Source organism: Actinomyces sp. HMSC065F11 (genome assembly GCF_001813085.1).
Lineage (GTDB): Bacteria > Actinomycetota > Actinomycetes > Actinomycetales > Actinomycetaceae > Gleimia > Gleimia europaea.
This window is the reverse complement of the sequence record NZ_KV811462.1, coordinates 44,411-63,616: the sequence shown is the minus strand read 5'-3', so window position 1 is coordinate 63,616 and position 19,206 is coordinate 44,411. Positions and strand designations below refer to the sequence as shown.

Sequence of the window (19,206 nt, the reverse complement as noted above, 5' to 3'; positions counted from 1 at the left end):
AGCCGGAATCCCGGGTTACTGGCCCATCAGGTCAGACCACTCGCGCAGCCACTCCTGCTGGTTCTCCGCGATCGTCTTAGCATCTACCTGGTGCGGCTTATCGGCCATCTTGCCGAACTTTGCCAGCGCCTCCGGGGCCTTTGCCTCCGGGTTGATCGGGTGCATGTAGTTGGACTCAGACGCAACCTCTTGCTGGGGAACCTGCAGCATGAAATCGATAAATGCCTTCGCCCCCTCAACGTTCTTCGCACCGCTTAGAACGCCCATGTACTCCACCTGGTGGAAGCACGTGTCAAGCAGTGCACCGGTGGTGGACTCGGTTAGATCATCATTGGCCGTGTATGCCGGGGACGACGAGTACGACGTCATCAGCGGACGCGGGCCAGCGCCCTCACCTGCCGAATAGTCAACGCCAAAGGCGTCCGACCATCCCTTGGTTACCTTCACACCGTTGTCACGCAACTTGGTCCAGTAGTCCTTCCAACCGTCACCAAAAGCGCCAACCGTTGCCACAAATAATGCCATACCCGGCGAGGACGAAGCGGGGTTCATCGTCACAAACATGTCCTTGTACTTCGGGTCCGCGAGGTCCTCAAAAGTCGCCGGCTCCTCCAGCCCCTTTTCCTTAAACCACGCGTGGTCAATGTTCACGCACACATCGCCCTGATCAAACGGCACCAAGCCAGGGGCACCCTCGATCTGCTGCTTGGCAGCCCACTCGGGAACCTCGCCCGCATCATCGGCAAACACGCCCTCGGCAACCGCGCGATAAGCCGAAATGTTGTCCACTCCAAATGCGACGTCGCCAAGCGGCTCATCCTTGGTCAAAACCAGCTGGTTCACCATTTCGCCGCCCGAACCAACCTGAGAAACCTCTAGGTCGTAGCCCGTTTCTTCCTTGAACTTCGCAATCATCTCTTCGGGCAGATCCATCGAGTCATACGAAACAACCGTGACCTTGCCCGCACCGGCCTCCATGGCCTGCGAAGATTCTTCTGGCGATCCGCCCGTGGATGACGAGCATCCAGCCAAAACCAATGCCGTAGCAACTGCCACGCCAGCCCAAACACGCCTCATTAACTTCTCCTCACAAAATATGTACGGTTCAGTTGCGTGCAGGAGATTCGCACCCATAGTGCGTTTAGAGAACTCGACTTCCTACGCCGGTACTAACCGTCAGGTTCGAGGGTCTGCGCAACGCGCACTCTCAGCGGAATACCGCTCCCCTGTCGCACCTAAAAGCCTACCGTGCACACCGTGTGCAATCTAATTCTGACCCACCCAATGAACTCAAAATCTGGCGAGGCAGGCAAAAACTAGGCATGATGGATGTAGAAGTCATAGCTTTCAAGATTGGGGTAACAATCCGTGGACATTCCATACAAGCTTGCAACCGCTGGCGCGCTCGCACTATCCGGACTCGTAGCAAACAAAGTAGTTGACCAGGGGTGGAAGCTCGTCACCGGGCACCCCTCCCCGCAGGGCGAGGATGAAGACCAGGCTAAGTTTGCGGAACTCATCGCGTTTGCCGTCATCTCCGGCGTACTCGTTACAGTTACGCGCCGCTACGCACTAAAGAGCACCAAGAAGTTCTTTGCCCCGCGCATCGAAGCCGCACCCGACGCCTCCTAAAGCCCCAAGTTGGCCTTACCAAAGCACCAAAAAAGCCCGCAATTGCGGGCTTTTTACTTTCCGGTATCCGGTTTTACAGCGGCGTTATCGCCTGCTCAACAAGCTTCGAGACTTGCTTCACGGCCTCTTCATCTTCCGAAGAGATCACAACCTCGTCACCGTATTGAGCTCCCAAAGTCATGATCATCAGCCCGGATGTGGCCTCGACTGTTTCATCACCGAGGGTCACAAAAACCGCGGCCTCAAACTCTTGAGCCTTGCGCGCGATCAGAGCCGCTGGGCGGGCATGTAGTCCCACTTCGGAACCTACCCGTGCTGTCTGCGTGTACATTTCGCCTCCTCGCGAGCTCGCCTTCTATACATTCTCATAAAAACGGCGCTTTCTACCCACTCAACTCAGTGCGATTGCTTACAAATGAGCGCGAACATGAACGATCAGCGCCGCATAAGCCTCACTCGAGTATTGTTAAAATGTTGCGGATAATTAACAAAGGTGATCCTCGTGGAACAATCAATTGTTTATGGAACGCCCGTTGTAGACGGCATCGCATACGCCCCCGTGGTGTGGACGCGCAGGCCCAGTATTCCTGCCCTCAGCGCGCCGGACCTGCCCGAATACGAGCGTCCGGCGGCAATGGCGCAGTTTGAGGAAGCCGCCGATGCGGTAGTTGCCAACCTTCGCACGCGCGCCTCGAAAGCTACCGGCCACGCCTGCGCTCTGCTTGAGGTAAGTGCGTCCATGGCCAGTGACCCGGCCTGGCGCAAAGGCATCAAGAAACGCATTGCCCGCGGTATCCCACCTGTTCAAGCCACAACGGAAGCAACCGAAGAGTTCGTCGCCCTGTTCGAACGCCAGGGCGGCATCATGGCGCAACGCACCACGGATTTGCGCGATGTGCGCGACCGTGTGATCGCACACCTTGAAGGCAGGCCCGAACCGGGGGTTCCCAAGCCGGATCACCCAGTTGTCCTCTTTGCCGATGACCTCAGTCCGGCTGACACGGCCGGACTCAACCCGGACATGTTCCTCGCCCTCGTCACCGAATTGGGCGGCCCCACCTCGCACACGTCAATCATCGCCCGCCAACTAGGGATTCCCTGCATCGTTGCAGCCCGACACATTTCCAGTATTTCCGAAGGCGAATACGTGCTGGTAGACGGCCGGGCTGGCACCATCCAAGTTGGGGTGACGGCCGAGGAAGCCAAGGGGCAGCTGGAGGAAGACCAGAAGCGACGCAAACTAATTGAGCAGTGGGAAGGCCCGGGGCGTCTTGCGGACGGCACGCGCATCGAGTTACTTGCCAACGTGCGCGACGGGGAGAGCGCTCAGGAGGCCGCCAGTTTGGGAGCCGAAGGAATTGGCTTACTCCGCACCGAACTGTGTTTCCTCGACTCGCAGTCCGAGCCATCCGTTGAAGCGCAGCGCGAGGTTTACGAGCCCGCTTTTGGGACGTTCCCAACCAGCAAGGTTGTGGTCCGCACGCTTGACGCCGGCTCGGACAAACCCGTCCCTTACGCAACTTTGCACGAAGAGGCCAACCCGGCCCTTGGCGTGCGCGGCCTGCGCACATCCGGACACTACCCGGATCTGCTTCCGCACCAGCTTGACGCCATCGCCGCCGCGGCGAAGAGTCACGGGCATGACAAAACGTGGGTTATGGCTCCCATGGTGTCCACCCTGCCCGAAGCAAAATGGTTTGCCAGCCTGGTGCGCGAACGCGGTATGATTCCCGGCATCATGATGGAAGTTCCATCCACCGCAATCCTGGCGGAGCAGTTCATGGAGTTAGTCGATTTCGTCTCCATTGGCACCAATGACCTCACGCAGTACACGATGGCGGCAGACAGGCTTTCACCCGACCTGGCCGAATACTCAGACCCGTGGCAGCCGGCTGCTCTTGCCCTCATCAATCAAATTGCACAAGCAGGGAAAAAGACGGGCACGCCCGTGAGTGTTTGCGGCGAGGCCGCAGCCGACCCGCTGCTTGCCGTTGTCCTGACCGGCATGGGGATCACCTCGCTCTCAATGTCGCCATCAGCAATACAAGCCGTTGGCGCGCAACTCTCCCAGTTCACCCTGGAGCAATGCCAAGAAGCCGCCGAGGCGGTTCTGGGCGCATGGGATCAGGGCGATGCTCGCTACCGCGTGCGCGAGGCGTTAGGAATCAACGGCTAGCTTGCTTTGCGCGTAGTAAAGCCGTATCCGCACCAGGAGAGCGGCCCACGATGCGCCCCCTTGGTCTGCGCGCGGAGCTAGGACGGGGTGGTGACCTTAAAAACCAATCAGTGGGAAATGCGCCGACAGGTCCGCGCGCTGTCCCGAAGCCGCGATGTCCCCATTTTGGAGGGCCTCGCTCCACACCACTTTTCCAGTCACAAGTTCAAGCCAAGTGCTGGCATTCATCTCCACTACCGCTGGCGGAGTTCCTCGCCGGTGCGTAGTTCCTCCCAGGATTTGCACCGCCCCGAACGGCGGTACGCGCACCTCCACGGCGTGACCCGGAAGTAGCGTCTCTAGTTTGCCCAGACTCCAGCGGACCGCAAGAGCCACAACCGGACGCGCAGCGTCGCCCTCCTGCCACTGCGTCACGGCCTCCAGCCCCTTCGCATCATCTATTTGGCGCATGCTTCCTCCAAAGTAAAAAGCGCGGCCAAAAGGCCACGCTTTTTAGCTTATCGAACCCGTCGAGCTACTTAGATTACGCCGTGCTGAAGCATTGCGTCCGCTACACGCTCAAAACCGGTAATGTTCGCGCCCAGCACGTAGTCACCAGGCTGGCCATACTCTTCCGCGGTTGCAAGGCAGTCGTCATGGATCTTCTCCATGATCTTCGTAAGTTCATGCTCGGCTCGGTCAAAAGACCACTGCGCACGCGAAGCGTTCTGCTGCATTTCGAGGGCCGAAGTTGCTACGCCACCAGCGTTAGCGGCCTTGCCTGGAGCAAACAGAATGCGCGACTCCTGGAACAGCTCAATGGCCTCCGGGGTACACGGCATGTTCGCGCCTTCAGCAACAACCTTGCAGCCATTCTTGAGGAGAGTGCGTGCGTCCTCCTCCTTCAACTCGTTCTGGGTTGCACACGGTAGCGCGATGTCGCAGGCAACGTCCCACACGTAGCCTTCCTTATGGAACTCCGCGCCCTTCTTACGGCTCGCATAATCGGACACGCGGCCACGCTCAACTTCCTTCACCTGACGCAGCAGCTCTACATCAATGCCCTCAGAGTCGTAAACCCAACCGGACGAGTCTGAGATGGTGACGGGGATTGCGCCAAGCTGCTCCGCCTTCTCTACCGCGTAGGTAGCCACGTTACCGGAGCCGGACACAACCACGCGCTGGCCCGCCAGCCCCTCGCCCTTGGTTTGCAACATCGACTGCGCAAACAGGACTGCGCCGTAACCGGTTGCTTCTGTACGCACCAGCGAACCGCCCCAACCCAGGGCCTTACCCGTAAGCACGCCGGCTTCAAAACGGTTAGTCAGGCGCTTGTATTGACCAAACAGATAACCGATCTCTCGCGCACCTACACCAATATCACCGGCCGGCACGTCGGTTTGCGCACCAATATGACGGTACAGCTCCGTCATGAATGACTGGCAAAAACGCATGACCTCATTATCGGACTTGCCGTGCGGGTCGAAGTCAGAGCCGCCCTTGCCTCCACCGATTCCCTGACCGGTTAGGGCGTTCTTGAAGATCTGTTCAAAACCGAGGAACTTAATGATGTTTCGGTTCACTGAATGATGGAAGCGTAGGCCGCCCTTGTAGGGGCCGAGCGCAGAGTTGAACTCAACGCGGTAGCCACGGTTCACCTGGACTTTGCCTTCGTCATCAATCCACGGGACGCGGAAAATAATCTGGCGCTCCGGCTCAACCAGGCGCTCAAGGAGGGCGTAATCCTGGTAGCGGCTGTGCTTCTTAATAGCGGGGGCGAGGGTTTCCAGCACTTCGTGTACTGCCTGGTGGAACTCGGGTTCTGCGGGATTTCGCTTTAGGACTTCCTCGTAGACCTCTTCGATTCTCTTCATTTTCGTCTCCCTCTTATCCTGCGCAGCCTTCCGCCACACACGAATGAATCTCCAAATAGGAAAAACTCAGTCATAAAACAGTAAACACCATCTAGACCTTCGCGTAGAAACTTCTATGCTTCTCTTCTCATTTTCCGGTAGTGGTATACGTTACGCCCACGCACAAATCTTCCCTTTCTGATCCGCCTCGCACGCATGGGCGCAATGTTCTGGCTCGTCGCACTTTCTCAAAGTGACCACGATCCTATGCGAAGTCATACATGATGTTTTAGGCTCGGTGCGGAGGTTGAAATGACTAGCAGTGTCGATACAAAGGTAGACATCAGGGCGTTGCGCGACGCGTTTGCCGCCTTTGCCTCGGGCGTCACCGTAGTTACGTACGAACACGAAGATCGCCCGCTTGGCCTTACGGTAAGCTCATTCACCTCTTTGTCGCTTGACCCAACGTTAGTACTGTTCAACATTCGCCGCGGATCAAAGGCTGCTCACGTTTTTAGCAGCAAACCGTTTACGGTGAACGTGCTTAGCGAAAGCCAGCTACCCACCGCAATGCAGTTTGCAGGCGGATCAGATCAGGATTTTGTTGCGGACTGGAACACGTCTGGTATCGCGCCGCGCCTAAACGATTCCCACGCCTACTTCACCGCCACGCCGTGGGCCACCTACGACGGCGGCGACCACATTATTGTGATTGGCGAGGTCACCGACTTCGACGTCGATCCGCACGCCAAGCCTCTTGTTTTTCACCAGTCACGCTTCAAAGAGATCCGCTGATCCAGGCCGCGGCTAAGTTAGCGCCTGCGCGTACCAAAAAGTGTACGGGTGATTTCCCTAGTTAGAGTGCGTCCGGCTGTTCGCATAAGGTCGTCTGCAAACCGCTCGCGCCTCGCCTGCGCCGCGCGCTCTGCACGCTCCGCTTCACGCCGCGCTTTCTCATATTCCCGCTCTCGCTCTTTCGCCTGCCGGGCAAGCTCCTTTTCTAGCTCCTTAGCCTTAGCATCCAGCGCCTTCTTCTCTTCCATCCTTCGCTGTTCTTCTTCGCGGGCACGCGCTTCGGCTTCCAGGCGTTGTTCAAGAAGTTCAAAAGCGGATTCGGGGTCCACCGCATCCTTGTATTTCGCCAGATTTGGCGAGGAATCCACATGTTGCTGCACCACCGTCGCATCCGCCTCACCCATGTTCGCAGCCGGTGCGTACAAGCGCGTTGGAGCAACCGGAGTTGGTCGGCCCTTGCGGTCCAGCACGGTTACCACGGCCTCGCCTGTGCCCAGCGAAGTGAGAATCTTACCCAGATCAAACGGGGAGGTAGGGAATGTAGAAACCGCCTCTTTCAGCTTCTTCGCATCCGTAGGAGTGAATGCGCGCAATGCGTGCTGCACGCGGGCCCCCAGGTGAGCTAAGACATCCTCTGGAACGTCCTTAGGTGTTTGAGTAACGAAGAAGATGCCCACGCCCTTTGAGCGAACCAATCGAACGGTTTTCTGGGCCTCTGCTAAGAATGCCTTTGAAGCGCCGTTAAACAGCAGGTGGGCCTCATCGAAGAAGAACACGAGCTTCGGTTTTTCCTGGTCCCCCACCTCCGGCAAGGTCTGGAACAGGGAGGCCAATAGCCACATCACAAATGTAGAGAACAATGCCGGCCGGTCGTGCACATTAGGTAGCTCCAACACAGAGATAACGCCTGCTCCGCCCCTGGTTTCCAACAGATCCGAGGTATCAAAAGCCGGCTCCCCAAAGAACACGTCACCTCCCTGAGCCTCCAGCGCAGCAACCTTGCGCAGGATTACCCCAGCGGTCGCAGCAGAAATACCACCAATCTCCTTGAGCTCGTCCTTGCCCTCCCCCGTCAAGTAACCCACAACGGAACGCAGGTCTTTCACATCAATGAGGGCCAAATGTTGCATGTCCGCCCAGTGGAAGATCAGCTGTAACGTGGACTCTTGCGTCTCATTCAAATCCAACACGCGCGCCAACAGTAGCGGCCCAAAGTCCGACAAAGATGTGCGGATTGGTATCCCAACCCCACCCTCACCAAGCTTGTAAAGCTCTACGGGGAATGACTTTGCCTGCCACTCTTGGCCAAGGCCACCCGTGCGCTCAAGGAGTTTTTCCGAGGAGGTCCCCGGTTCAAGCAGGCCCGTAAGGTCGCCCTTGATGTCCATTACGAACGAGGGCACGCCCGCATCGGAAAGCCCCTCTGCCATCAGCTGCAGCGTTCGGGTTTTACCCGTACCCGTAGCTCCAGCAACGAGGCCGTGCCGATTCATCATCGCCAGCGGCAACCCCACTTTAGCGGCCGGCACCGGCTCGCCATCATCTAGCGCAACACCGAGCGGTAGGGTTTCACCCTCAAACCGGTATCCACTGACAATCTGGCCGATAGCGGAATCATCCGAAGTGGCGGCTGTCATCGCGGCTTCAAGCGCAGCTTGGGCGGCAGCGGCCTGCTCTGCTGCTGCCTCAGCAGCCTTCTTCAACGCTTCCAGATCTGGCATGTCACTCATGCGTTCATAGTAGCGCCCAGCACGGACAGAAAGCTCGTTACCCGCGTAACTCGTGCGCTACACGCGAAAACACTTATAGATAGCGAAAATTTTGCACTCGGCGCCGCAGTCGTAAATACTTGAACTTAGGTTCGGGCCGCCGCGAAGAAAAGTTGTCAGCTTAGTTCTGCGGAACCGGTCGACCTAAGGGGGCCTGCGGCAAAAGCCACAGACCCCCTCTCTTGTAGGTTCAACGAGTTAGGCGAACAGGCCCGGAATCACCGCGCCCATCTGCTCGGCAAGTTCACGCACCCGGAACACGATCGGACCGGATTGGCCCACGCCGTCCGGAATGTCCTCACCTGAAACCTCAGCGAGCACCTGCGCATCAAAACCGCCCGCATCGCCCAACTGGTCAAAGCCAGCGATGGTGAGGAGCGTACCGCCCGACAGGCCTATGCGCGTGCAGCTGACGCCCTCGGCTTCAGCCGCGGCGGTGAGGGCCGGAACTGCCCCCTCGGGAAGCGCAACAACCATGCGGCCCGTCGACTCGGAGAACAGCGCTACAAAGTCGCTGATCTTCTGCGACTTTACGTAGGCCGACAGGTCGATGCTGGCGCCAATTCCGCGGCGCGTTGCCATTTCGATCAATGCTTGCGCTAGACCGCCTTCAGCCACGTCATGCGCGGCGTGAATCAGAGGCTGACCATCCGGACCGTCAGTGTTTACGAGGGCGTGGATTACACGCCCAAGCGCCATCTCTGCGTCCAGATCCACCTTCGGAGGCAAACCGCCAAAGTGACCGTGCACGTCTCGCGCCCACGCCGAAGCGTCCAGCTCTTCCGCAGTATCGCCCAGCAGGTAGATTGCCATGCCTTGCTCGAACCAACCGGACGGGCGAGCGCGCTTAACATCGTCGATTACACCCAGCATGACAACCATTGGCGTGGGGTTGATAGACGAGTCCGGATGGCTCATCTGCGTGCCCGAAGAGTTGTACAAAGACACGTTACCGCCGGTTACCGGAATGCTCATCTGCTTGCATCCATCGGCCAAACCGGTCATAGCCTGCACGAGCTGCCACATCGCATCCGGATCCTCCGGGTTACCGAAGTTAAGGCCATCCGAGATTGCAATCGGGTTGGCTCCCACAGCCGTCACGTTGCGGTAAGCGGCTGCCAATGCGAGCTTTGCCCCCTCGTACGGGTCAAGCTTCGTGAACCAACCATTAGAATCGATCGCCATTGCGATACCGCGATCTGTGCTTGCATCCACCCGCACAACACCCGCATCATCGGGAGCCGCCATCGCGGTGTTGCCCAGCGTGTAGTGGTCAAACTGGTCCGTCTTCCACTTCTTCGAAGCGCCGTTAGCGGAAGTGATGATCGTCTTGATTTGCTCGGCGATTTCCTCACCCGAAGTCGGGCGAGCAAGATTTTCAGAAGTGTCCGCCTGTAGCGCATCCTGCCACTTGGGCCTCGCGTATGGACGGTCATAAACCGGGCTGTCGTGGGCAACCGTCTTGGGATCCACATCAACAATGCGGTGTCCGAAGTGGTCAATAATCAGGCGTCCCGTATCGGTGACCTCGCCAATTACCGAGCCTTCCACTCCCCACTTGGTTGCGATTCGCCAAAACTCATTCATGTTTTCCGGGGCAACGGTTGCCATCATGCGTTCTTGCGATTCAGACATGAGGATTTCACCGGCCGTCAGCGTGGGGTCACGTAGCAGCACGTTCTCAAGATGAATGTGCATGCCCGTGCCGCCATTTGAAGACAGTTCCGAGGTTGCACAGGAAACTCCCGCCGCACCAAGGTCCTGGATAGCTTCAATCACGCCCTCTTCGAACAGCTCCATCAAGCATTCGATGATCTGCTTTTCCATGTACGGATCGCCAACTTGCACCGTGGGGCGTGCGATCGACTCATCATCCTCGAATGATTCGGAGGCGAGGATCGACGCGCCGCCAATGCCATCTCCACCCGTGCGGGCGCCAAAGAGGACCACTATGTTGCCCGGCGTCTTCGCATCGGCAAGGCGCACGTGTTCGTGACGCACAGCTCCTGCACAAACCGCATTTACAAGCGGGTTGCCCTGGTAGGAGGAGTCAAACGTGGTCTCCCCACCAATGGCAGGAACACCCAGAACGTTGCCGTAGCCAGCTAGACCGTCAACCGCGCCACGGACCACGCGAGCAGTGTCGGGGTGGCTAGGATTACCAACGTTCAGGCCGTCCATAACCGCGATCGGGCGAGCACCCATCGAAATAATGTCTCGAACACAGCCGCCAATGCCCGTTGCCGCACCTTCGTACGGCTCAACGTAAGACGGGTGGTTGTGCGACTCAACCTTGAACGTGACAGCCCAACCGTCGCCAACATCCACAACACCGGCGTTCTGGCCAATACCGACCAGGAGGTTCTTACCCATCTCCTCGGTGGTCTTAGAACCGAACTGTTCTTTCAAATGCTTTTTTGAGGACTTGTAGGAGCAATGTTCGGACCACATAACCGAATACATGGAAAGCTCCGCAATCGTGGGGCGGCGTCCGAGTAGCTCAACGATCTTCTTGTACTCATCTTCTTTAAGACCAAGCGAGTGCCACGGCATTTCCTCGTTGGGAGTCGCTTTCGCGTTCTCAACCGTGTCGGGCACCCCACTTGGGCGGGGGTTTTCAAAAATGACGTTAGAGATGGTCTGCGCGCCCATATTCTCTTCCTTGTTCACCATTGCCATTCCGTCTTGCCTATTACACATGTGTACAAACAAAACACGCCTAGTGATATCAGCCACTGTTTAACGTGATTGTTGTTATTTCCCGGCGAATTTTCTGCGAGGTCAAATGCGTTCGCCGCATTGATCCACAGGTTATCCACCAAGTTGTCCACAGCTGTGTATTGAATTTTCAAGGTTTCCACGAACCTGTGGATAACCCGGGTTTGGAGCTGTTAAGAAAACGAGTTTTTCACAGCCTTATAGAAGCGAAATCTTCCCGACTTGAATCCCTCGCGTGTAACTCTTTGAGATTGGGCTACTTAGCGATAACCGAGGTAAAAATCCGCAATCCGTCCGTGCCAGTTGCCGGCCCGGATGCAGTTTCTGGGCCAAAACCGGCCTCAACCGCGTTCTCGGGGCTTGCGATTACACCAACCACGTTCCCAGCCTCGTTCCGAATACCCGCAATATCAGCGGCAGAACCAGTGGGGTTTTGGGCAAAACGGAGCACAACCAAGTTCTTCTCTTCCAGCTCCTCGAGAGCCTCGTCAGAAGCAACGTAAAGAGCCGTAACCGTGCGTAGCGGAAGCGTGATTTCCTCGCCCTGTTCATACTTGGATGTCCAAGCAGAATCTGCGTTTACCTTGAACGACTCATCGCGGCAGATGTACCGGCCGTCCTCATTCCTTACAAAACCGCCCGGCAAAATGCCCGCCTCGCAAAGAATTTGGAACCCATTTCCAATACCGAGGACGGGTAGGCCCTGCTCGGCAGCCGCCGCAATGGCGGTCATGATGGGTGATAGCGCGGCGAGGCCACCGGGGCGAACGTAGTTGCCATAAGTAGCGCCGCCCGGCAAAATCACGGCGTCCACGCCGTGCAGGTCGCTATCGGCATGCCAAAGAGCTACCGGCTGCCCGCCCGCAAGTTCAACGGCACGAGTTGTAGCCGCCGAGTCGAGCGTGCCCGGGAAAGTTACAACACCAACCTTCACCGCTCGTCCTCCAACGCCTCAACGCTCACGACGTCCTCAATATTCGGATTAGACAAAACAGAAGTTGCAACTTCACGCGCAACTTCCAGATCAGCTTCGGTAACAGGGCCTTCAGTTTCAAGGTAGAACGTCTTCCCCTGACGGACAGATTTAAAGGCCGTGACATCGACGCGCGCAAGCGCGGCAATCACGGCCTTACCCTGACGATCCAGAATCTCGAACTTTGGCAGAATTTCGACTTTGATGCGTCCCATCACTTCTTCCTTCCCGACGTAAGTCGAAGCGGTTGACTTACAAATTAATGCTACAAGCGCCGCCCTTGGAAAACAGGGGGCGAGCGGTATTTGGACGCTATTTTGAAGCGGCCAGGTTTTACGGCAAAATCTTGTAATTAGAATAAAAAGTGGCTCCGCTGCCTACCGGGCTTGCGGAGCCACTTATTTACTCTCTTATGCGCGCTCTACGCGCTGAACTTCGTGCCGGTCAGCAACTCAAATGCTTCAATGTAACGCTCGCGCGTACGCTCCACGACTTCGCTTGGTAAAGCTGGCGGCTGCGCGCCGCTCGCGCGGTCCCACCCCGAAGCGTCGGAAGTCAGCCAATCACGCACGTACTGTTTATCAAACGATGGAGTCACCCGGCCCTCCACCCACTGGTCTGCCGGCCAAAATCGAGAAGAATCCGGGGTGAGGACCTCGTCTGCAAGCACCAGGGAACCGTCCTCTCGCGCGCCGAACTCAAACTTAGTATCAGCCAAAATAATCCCGCGCTCGGCCGCAATCTCGGCCGCACGCGAGTAGATCATCAGCGTAGCGTCGCGTAGCGCTGCCGCCACATCCTCGCCAACCATTTCCACAACCCGCTCAAACGGGACATTCTCGTCATGCTCACCAAGTTCCGCCTTAGCTGCCGGCGTGAAGATTGGCGAAGGCAGTTTGGAGGCCTCGGTAAGCCCCTCGGGAAGCGCAATCCCTGTGACTTCACCGGTTTCGCGATATTCAGCGAGGCCCGAGCCGGTCAGATATCCGCGCGCCACGCACTCCACCGGGAACATGGCGAGACGCTCACAAAGCATGCCGCGGCCAGCAACCTCTGCGGGCACGTCCATCGAAATCACGTGGTTATCAAAGCCCAACTGCTCAAACCACCATGCGGAAAGCTGCGTTAAGATCTTGCCCTTGTCCGGGATCGGTGTGGACAGCACGTAGTCATAGGCGCTAATACGGTCAGAGGCCACAACGAGAAGCTGATTCTCATCGGCCTCATTTACGTAAAGGTCGCGAACCTTGCCCGACGAAACGTGTTTGAACCCCGCGATGTTTTGCACTACTGCTCCTTGTTCTTAGAAACCATCCGAATATACGCGTCATCTGCAACAAGCGACCACAGCGCCGTTGAGGCTGGAGCCCCGTCAATTAGGCCCACGGGGATTCCACATTCGAGCACCTGGCCAGGCTTTGCGGCCTCCCAAACATGAGTTAGAGCGATCATGCTAGCTTCAACCTCGCCCGGAAGGTCATTAACCGCCCGCGTCACGTTGCCCATGTCGGATCGCGCATCTATAACCGCCCACACAGCTGCAAACTCGGTCGAAGAAATGATGCGAGCCGCGTTGCGCTGATGCGATTCAACAGACGAGTTAACCACCGAGAGGATCACTACCGCGTCCGGGTTCTCCTCCCGAATCTGCGCAAATTCTTCAGCCGAACGAGCGCGCGGTCCTGATCCGGGATTCACCGTTCGCGCACCCGCCAGAACAATCTCATACGGAGCATTCATGCGCGCACCCAGGCGGCTTGCCACGTCTAGAGCATCCTCGGGCCGACCATTTTGGCCAATCACCACCACTGCCTGGCCCGGTTTCACACTGAAACGCGGCAGTTCGCCCACCGGCAAACCCTTTGTGAACCCCAGTTCGGAAAGCCCCAGCTTGCCAAGGCTTGCGCCCAAAAGCTGCGAACGCTCCCCCTCATCCACGCTCGCTTCTCGCGAATACTGAGTACCAATCCGACCACTGATACGGCCAGGAGATTCGAATTCCGAGGCCGCATCGGCAAACGGCAAGGGAGTTTCAGGGCTGGCAAGGCGAGCCACTGCCCGGCGGTGGTCAAGCTCAGCCGAACGCAGACCACCGCGCAAGCGCCGCTCCATAGCCTCAACCTCAGAGTTTGGAAGCGCCTGGACTTCCCCAAACACCTCGGAATCCGCGCTTGCTGCCGCCGCGTAGAGTCGGCGCCGCGTTTCACGCAACAACCTATCTAAACTGCGCGAAGCGTTATCTGCATTTTCGCCCTGCTCACCAGAGCCATTCCATGTCATGTAGGCGCTCCCCTTCCCTGAACTCATTTAGCCTACCGCCTGTACGCTTTGGCGCCTAAGCTCAGCTGGGAATACGGATCCGCTCGGCGCGAGCAGCAATGTCGGTGCGATGGTGTGAACCGCGGATCGAGATCCTAGCTACGCCCTCGTACGCGCGTTCGCGAGCTTGCGCTAGCGTTTTGCCCGTGGCACTGACCATGAGCACGCGGCCACCATTCGTAACAAGGCCGTCCTCGCCCTCGCTCACGCCCGCGATGTATACGCGAGTGTTCGGATCCGATTCAGCCTCGTCTATTCCTTCCACGAGGTCACCAAGCACCGGTGTTGCCGGATAGTTTTCGGCGCTCACAACCACGCCTACCCCGGCGGCCCCACTCCATCGCAGTGATTCAAAGTCAGCCAAAGTGCCGGTAGCTGCGGCAAACAATAGTTCCGCTAGATCCGTTTCAAGTAGGGAGAGCACCACCTGCGTTTCAGGGTCACCAAAGCGCGCGTTGAACTCGATAACCCGCGTGCCGCGGCTCGTCACCACCAGGCCGCAGTACAACAAGCCCACAAACGGCGTGCCTCTGCGAGCCATCTCATCAACCACCGGCTGCGCTACTTTTGCGACAACCTCATCAGCAAAGCCTTCCGGTAGCCATGGAAGCGGGCAATAAGCGCCCATTCCTCCCGTGTTTGGCCCTTCATCATTGTCGAGAGCACGTTTGAAATCCTGCGCGGGCAAAAGTGGCACCACAGTCTTGCCGTCAGTCACACAAAATAGAGATACCTCGGGGCCGTCCATAAACTCTTCTACAAGCAGCGCTCCGCCGGGGGCTTCCAAGCAACCTCTCGCGTGTGCTAGAGCGGCATCGATATCGGGAGTAACAATAACTCCCTTGCCGGCTGCCAACCCATCGTTCTTCACCACGTACGGAGGCTCGAAGCGAGACAGCGCGGCCTGGGCCTCGCTCATTGTCTTGCACGCTACCGATGCGGCAGTGTCAACACCTGCGCTTTCCATCACGTCTTTGGCAAACGCTTTTGACCCTTCCAGCATGGCTGCCGCCTGTGACGGCCCAAAGGCAGGTACCCCCGCCGCACGCACTGCGTCTGCCACACCCGCAACGAGGGGCGCTTCTGGACCAATCACCACAAGATCAATGCCGTTGCTGGTTGCCCACTTCGTCACCTCATCCGGATCATTCGGATTTATAGACACGTTGGTACCAACGTGTTTAGTACCAGGATTTCCGGGAGCAATAAACAAGGTGTTGTTACGTGCGAGTCCAAGTGCCAGCGCGTGCTCGCGCCCTCCGGATCCAAGCAGCAAGATGTTCATGGTTTCGCCCTCATTGTTGCGGTGCAATACTCCTCCATTCTGCCAATTTTTAAAACTGAAATGGGTAGGCGCCCAAAAGACGGCCCCGATTGCACGCAAAAGTGAACGGGGGCCTGCGCAAAGCGCAGACCCCCGTTTAACTAAGTTGGATTACTTAGCAGCTTCGATACGAGCGTGGAACTTCTTGAGCTCCTCAACGACCGGTGCAGGAACCTTGTCGCCGAACTGCTCGAAGTACTTCTCCGTGTCAGCAAGCTCAGCTTCCCAAGCTACCGGATCGGTCTCGAACAGCTGTGCCCAAACGTTCTCGTCGATGTCGAGGCCCTCGAGGTTGAAGTCCTCGAACTTCGGGTAGTAGCCGGTGAGGCCCTCAATCGCCTCGACCTCGCCCGCACGACGGCGAACGATCCAGTCGAGAACGCGAGCGTTGTCACCGAAGCCCGGCCACATGAAGTTGCCGTCCTTGTCCTTACGGAACCAGTTGACCTGGTATACCTTCGGGAACTTGTCGCCAAGCTCCTTCTGCATCTCAATCCAGTGGCCCCAGTAGTCAGCCATGTTGTAGCCACAGAACGGGAGCATTGCGAACGGATCGTGACGCAGCGAGCCAACAGCACCCTCAGCCGCAGCGGTCTGCTCGGAAGCAACCGTTGCACCGATGAACACGCCGTGCTCCGGCGAGAACTGCTCGGCAACCAACGGAACGTTGGTAGCGCGGCGGCCACCGAAGAGGACTGCGTCTACCGGAACACCCTCAGGAGCTTCCCAGTCGGGGCAGATGATCGGGCACTGCGAAGCAGGCGTTGCGAAACGCGAGTTCGGGTGAGCAGCCTTTTCGCCGCTCTCCGGCGTCCAGTCATTGCCGTGCCAGTCGATCAGGTGTGCGGGAACGTCACCGTCGATGCCCTCCCACCAGACGTCGCCGTCATCGGTGAGTGCAACGTTCGTGAAGATCGTGTTCGCGCGCATGGTGTCCATAGCCATCGGGTTCGTCTTGTAAGACGTGCCCGGTGCAACACCGAAGAAGCCTGCCTCCGGGTTGATGGCGCGGAGCGTGCCATCCGGACCGGGGCGCATCCACGCGATGTCGTCGCCAACGGTCTCGACCTTGTAGCCGTCAATAGTCGGCTGAAGCATAGCGAGGTTGGTCTTACCACAAGCCGACGGGAATGCCGCGGTGATGTGGTACTGCTTGCCGGTCTCTTCGCGGGTGAGGCGCAGGATGAGCATGTGCTCAGCCATCCAGCCGTCACGGCGTGCCATGGTCGAAGCAATACGCAGGGCGTAGCACTTCTTACCGAGCAGTGCGTTACCGCCGTAGCCCGAGCCGAAGGACCAAATCTCGTTGGTCTCCGGGAAGTGGGTGATGTACTTCTCGTCGTTGCACGGCCAGGAGTCACCCTTCTCGCCGTCCTCTAGCGGAACGCCAACGGAGTGAACAGCCGGAACCCAAGGCTTGCCTTCAGCAATGAGGTCCATAGCAGCCTTGCCCATGCGAGTCATGATGCGCATGCTGACAACAACGTACGGGGAGTCCGTAAGCTCAATACCCAGCTGGGAGATCGGGCCACCGATCGGGCCCATCGAGAACGGAACTACGTAAAGAGTGCGGCCCTTCATAGCACCGGTGAATACGTGCTTCAGGGTCTCCTTCATCTCCTTCGGATCAGCCCAGTTGTTGGTCGGGCCTGCATCCTCTTCCTTTTCGGAGCAAATGAAGGTACGGGACTCAACGCGAGCCACGTCAGACGGCTTGGAGCGAGCAAGGAAAGAGTTTGGGCGCTTCTCCTCGTTCAGCTTCGTGAACATTCCGGACTCAACCATCTCGGAAGTGAGACGATCCCACTCTTCCTCGGATCCGTCACAGAAATAAACTGACTTTGGGGTGGTGAGCTCAGCGATCTCAGCAACCCACTTGATAACTTCTTCGGGAACATTAGCCGGGGCAGCCGACTTGATATCCTCAATCGTTACGGTCATACCTAAGCCTCCTGGGCGTTGTATTTCCTGGGTGCCGTATGCACCCAAAGGTATCGACTAGACCCCATTTAGGGGTCTTGGCCACTGCCTTTAATTATGGCTTATTTAACAAGATTTTGCACGTTCTGGACGAGCCAAATATGTCCGAAATAGCCATATACAAACGCATATTTGTGCAATATGGCGGTTTTTGCCGATCTGCAAATGCCGGTAAGACGATTTACGCCGGCCCAAGCGGACCGGCGTAAAAGCAAAGGCAGTTTTACCGCCTTGGTTTCACTTCGCGGCGAGGTCGTGGCGAACAATCGCCGCATCACGGCTCGGACCCACCCCGATCACCGACACGCGCACGCGAGAAAGCTCCTCAAGCCGCTCGATGTAACGCTGCGCATTGGCCGGCAGCTCTTCAAACGTGCGCGCACCACTGATGTCTTCACTCCAGCCGGGCATGTACTCGTAGATGGGCTTCGCGTGGTGGAAGTCGGACTGATTCATAGGCATCTCATCCATGCGTTTGCCATCCACCTCGTACGCAACACAGATAGGAATCTGCTCATATCCGGTGAGGACATCCAGCTTAGTCACAACCAGATCCGTCAAACCGTTCACGCGGGTTGCGTAGCGGCCCACCACGGCATCAAACCATCCGGTACGGCGAGGCCGTCCCGTGGTCACACCAAACTCACCGCCGCGTTCGCGTAGCTCGTCACCCTCGTCGCCAAAAAGCTCCGTGGGGAACGGGCCTTCGCCAACGCGCGTTGTGTAAGCCTTCGTAACGCCAACCACCGAAGTGATGCGCGTGGGGCCCACGCCAGCGCCCGTGCAGGCACCACCCGCAGTCGCGTTCGAGGATGTCACAAACGGGTAGGTGCCGTGGTCGATGTCCAGCATCGTTGCCTGACCCGCCTCAAACAGCACCGTCTTACCCTCATCCAGCGCGTCATTAACCAGCAGAGAGGCGTCTACAACCATCGGACGAACGCGATCAGCGTAAGACAGCAGCTCTGCCACCACCTCGTCAACATCAACAGGACGCTTGTTGAAAACCTTCACCAGCAGGTGATTCTTGTTCGCCAGCGCCCCCTCGACCTTCTGGCGCAGAATCGACTCGTCAAACAAATCTTGTACGCGCAGGCCGATGCGGTTCATCTTATCCGCATAGGTGGGACCAATACCGCGGCCCGTAGTGCCAATCTGCCGCTTGCCCAGGAACTTCTCAGTAGTGCGATCCATAAGGCGGTTATACGAGGGAATGATGTGCGCGTTCGAGGAAATGCGCAGGCGAGAGGTGTCTCGGCCGCGACTAGCCAGCTCATCCATCTCTTGGAACAAAACCTCAAGGTCCACCACCACGCCGTTGCCAATGATCGGCGTTACGCCCTCAGTGAGGATGCCCGCGGGAAGAAGGTGAAGTGCGTACTTCTCTCCATCAACCACCACAGTGTGACCCGCATTGTTTCCACCGTTGAACTTAACAACCAGGTCAACCCCAGAGCCTAGCTGGTCGGTTGCTTTGCCTTTGCCCTCGTCGCCCCACTGCGTTCCGACGACTATTACCGCTGGCATTTTTACCCTCCATGCGAGGTCCTGCCCCTCGCACAACTCGTTTTTTCAAGGCTTTTGCCCTGAGCAGAATGGAGCTTCTACCTCCCAGAGTCTACGTGAAGTGTGGCAAAGACGATACTTTGCTCACAGTTCGTCCCACATTTGAGGACGGAGCCTCATGT

At 57.7% G+C, this 19,206-nt stretch carries 16 protein-coding genes and 1 riboswitch; of the genes, 3 read left to right on the top strand and 13 right to left on the bottom strand.

The window, feature by feature from the left end; genetic code table 11:
* Positions 1–15: 15 nt before the first annotated feature.
* Positions 16–1,077: a thiamine ABC transporter substrate-binding protein gene (locus tag HMPREF2891_RS00500; RefSeq protein WP_070663481.1), complete on the bottom strand. Its 1,062-nt coding sequence runs from the start codon at positions 1,075–1,077 to the stop codon at positions 16–18.
* A gap of 61 nt (positions 1,078–1,138) precedes the next feature.
* Positions 1,139–1,238: riboswitch (TPP riboswitch) on the bottom strand.
* A gap of 130 nt (positions 1,239–1,368) precedes the next feature.
* On the opposite strand from HMPREF2891_RS00500, the gene HMPREF2891_RS00495 reads away from it, so the two are divergent.
* On the top strand, positions 1,369–1,632 hold the full coding sequence (locus HMPREF2891_RS00495) for a DUF4235 domain-containing protein (RefSeq protein ID WP_070663480.1): 264 nt from the start codon (positions 1,369–1,371) through the stop codon (positions 1,630–1,632).
* Between the two features lie 73 nt (positions 1,633–1,705).
* Here the strand turns inward: HMPREF2891_RS00495 and HMPREF2891_RS00490 are convergent, their stop codons facing one another.
* Positions 1,706–1,963: an HPr family phosphocarrier protein gene (locus HMPREF2891_RS00490; protein WP_070663479.1), complete on the bottom strand. Its 258-nt coding sequence runs from the start codon at positions 1,961–1,963 to the stop codon at positions 1,706–1,708.
* Positions 1,964–2,134: 171 nt separating this feature from the next.
* On the opposite strand from HMPREF2891_RS00490, the gene ptsP reads away from it, so the two are divergent.
* A complete protein-coding gene (ptsP, locus tag HMPREF2891_RS00485; RefSeq protein WP_070663541.1) occupies positions 2,135–3,808 on the top strand; it encodes a phosphoenolpyruvate--protein phosphotransferase in 1,674 nt (557 codons plus the stop codon).
* 96 nt (positions 3,809–3,904) lie between these two features.
* Here the strand turns inward: ptsP and HMPREF2891_RS00480 are convergent, their stop codons facing one another.
* Positions 3,905–4,258 carry a sterol carrier family protein gene (locus HMPREF2891_RS00480; RefSeq protein ID WP_070663478.1) on the bottom strand — a complete coding sequence of 118 codons (354 nt, stop codon included), beginning with the start codon at positions 4,256–4,258 and terminating at the stop codon, positions 3,905–3,907.
* Between the two features lie 68 nt (positions 4,259–4,326).
* On the bottom strand, positions 4,327–5,661 hold the full coding sequence (gene gdhA / locus HMPREF2891_RS00475; protein ID WP_034509073.1) for an NADP-specific glutamate dehydrogenase: 1,335 nt from the start codon (positions 5,659–5,661) through the stop codon (positions 4,327–4,329).
* Positions 5,662–5,952: 291 nt separating this feature from the next.
* Between gdhA and HMPREF2891_RS00470 the strand changes: the two genes are divergently transcribed.
* A complete protein-coding gene (locus HMPREF2891_RS00470) occupies positions 5,953–6,435 on the top strand; it encodes a flavin reductase family protein (protein ID WP_070663477.1) in 483 nt (160 codons plus the stop codon).
* 17 nt (positions 6,436–6,452) lie between these two features.
* Here the strand turns inward: HMPREF2891_RS00470 and HMPREF2891_RS00465 are convergent, their stop codons facing one another.
* The 9 genes from HMPREF2891_RS00465 to HMPREF2891_RS00425 form a co-directional block, all read right to left on the bottom strand.
* The gene (locus HMPREF2891_RS00465; protein WP_070663476.1) at positions 6,453–8,165 is read right to left on the bottom strand and encodes a helicase HerA-like domain-containing protein; all 1,713 of its coding nucleotides are present in this window, start codon (positions 8,163–8,165) and stop codon (positions 6,453–6,455) included.
* 237 nt (positions 8,166–8,402) lie between these two features.
* Positions 8,403–10,856 carry a phosphoribosylformylglycinamidine synthase subunit PurL gene (gene purL / locus HMPREF2891_RS00460; protein WP_070663540.1) on the bottom strand — a complete coding sequence of 818 codons (2,454 nt, stop codon included), beginning with the start codon at positions 10,854–10,856 and terminating at the stop codon, positions 8,403–8,405.
* A 322-nt stretch (positions 10,857–11,178) separates the two neighbouring features.
* Positions 11,179–11,856: a phosphoribosylformylglycinamidine synthase subunit PurQ gene (purQ, locus tag HMPREF2891_RS00455; protein ID WP_070663475.1), complete on the bottom strand. Its 678-nt coding sequence runs from the start codon at positions 11,854–11,856 to the stop codon at positions 11,179–11,181.
* Positions 11,853–12,110 carry a phosphoribosylformylglycinamidine synthase subunit PurS gene (locus HMPREF2891_RS00450; protein ID WP_034508853.1) on the bottom strand — a complete coding sequence of 86 codons (258 nt, stop codon included), beginning with the start codon at positions 12,108–12,110 and terminating at the stop codon, positions 11,853–11,855. The genes purQ and HMPREF2891_RS00450 overlap by 4 nt, the downstream gene beginning before the upstream one ends.
* Positions 12,111–12,316: 206 nt before the next feature.
* Positions 12,317–13,183, bottom strand: coding sequence for a phosphoribosylaminoimidazolesuccinocarboxamide synthase (locus HMPREF2891_RS00445; protein WP_070663474.1), 867 nt, complete (start codon positions 13,181–13,183; stop codon positions 12,317–12,319).
* A complete protein-coding gene (locus HMPREF2891_RS00440; RefSeq protein ID WP_148131681.1) occupies positions 13,183–14,202 on the bottom strand; it encodes a hypothetical protein in 1,020 nt (339 codons plus the stop codon). The genes HMPREF2891_RS00445 and HMPREF2891_RS00440 overlap by 1 nt, the downstream gene beginning before the upstream one ends.
* A gap of 34 nt (positions 14,203–14,236) precedes the next feature.
* On the bottom strand, positions 14,237–15,499 hold the full coding sequence (gene purD / locus HMPREF2891_RS00435) for a phosphoribosylamine--glycine ligase (protein ID WP_070663539.1): 1,263 nt from the start codon (positions 15,497–15,499) through the stop codon (positions 14,237–14,239).
* Between the two features lie 150 nt (positions 15,500–15,649).
* A complete protein-coding gene (locus HMPREF2891_RS00430; RefSeq protein ID WP_070619298.1) occupies positions 15,650–17,479 on the bottom strand; it encodes a phosphoenolpyruvate carboxykinase (GTP) in 1,830 nt (609 codons plus the stop codon).
* Positions 17,480–17,755: 276 nt separating this feature from the next.
* Complete coding sequence (locus HMPREF2891_RS00425; RefSeq protein WP_070619295.1) at positions 17,756–19,045, bottom strand: adenylosuccinate synthase; 1,290 nt, start codon at positions 19,043–19,045, stop codon at positions 17,756–17,758.
* Positions 19,046–19,206: the final 161 nt, after the last annotated feature.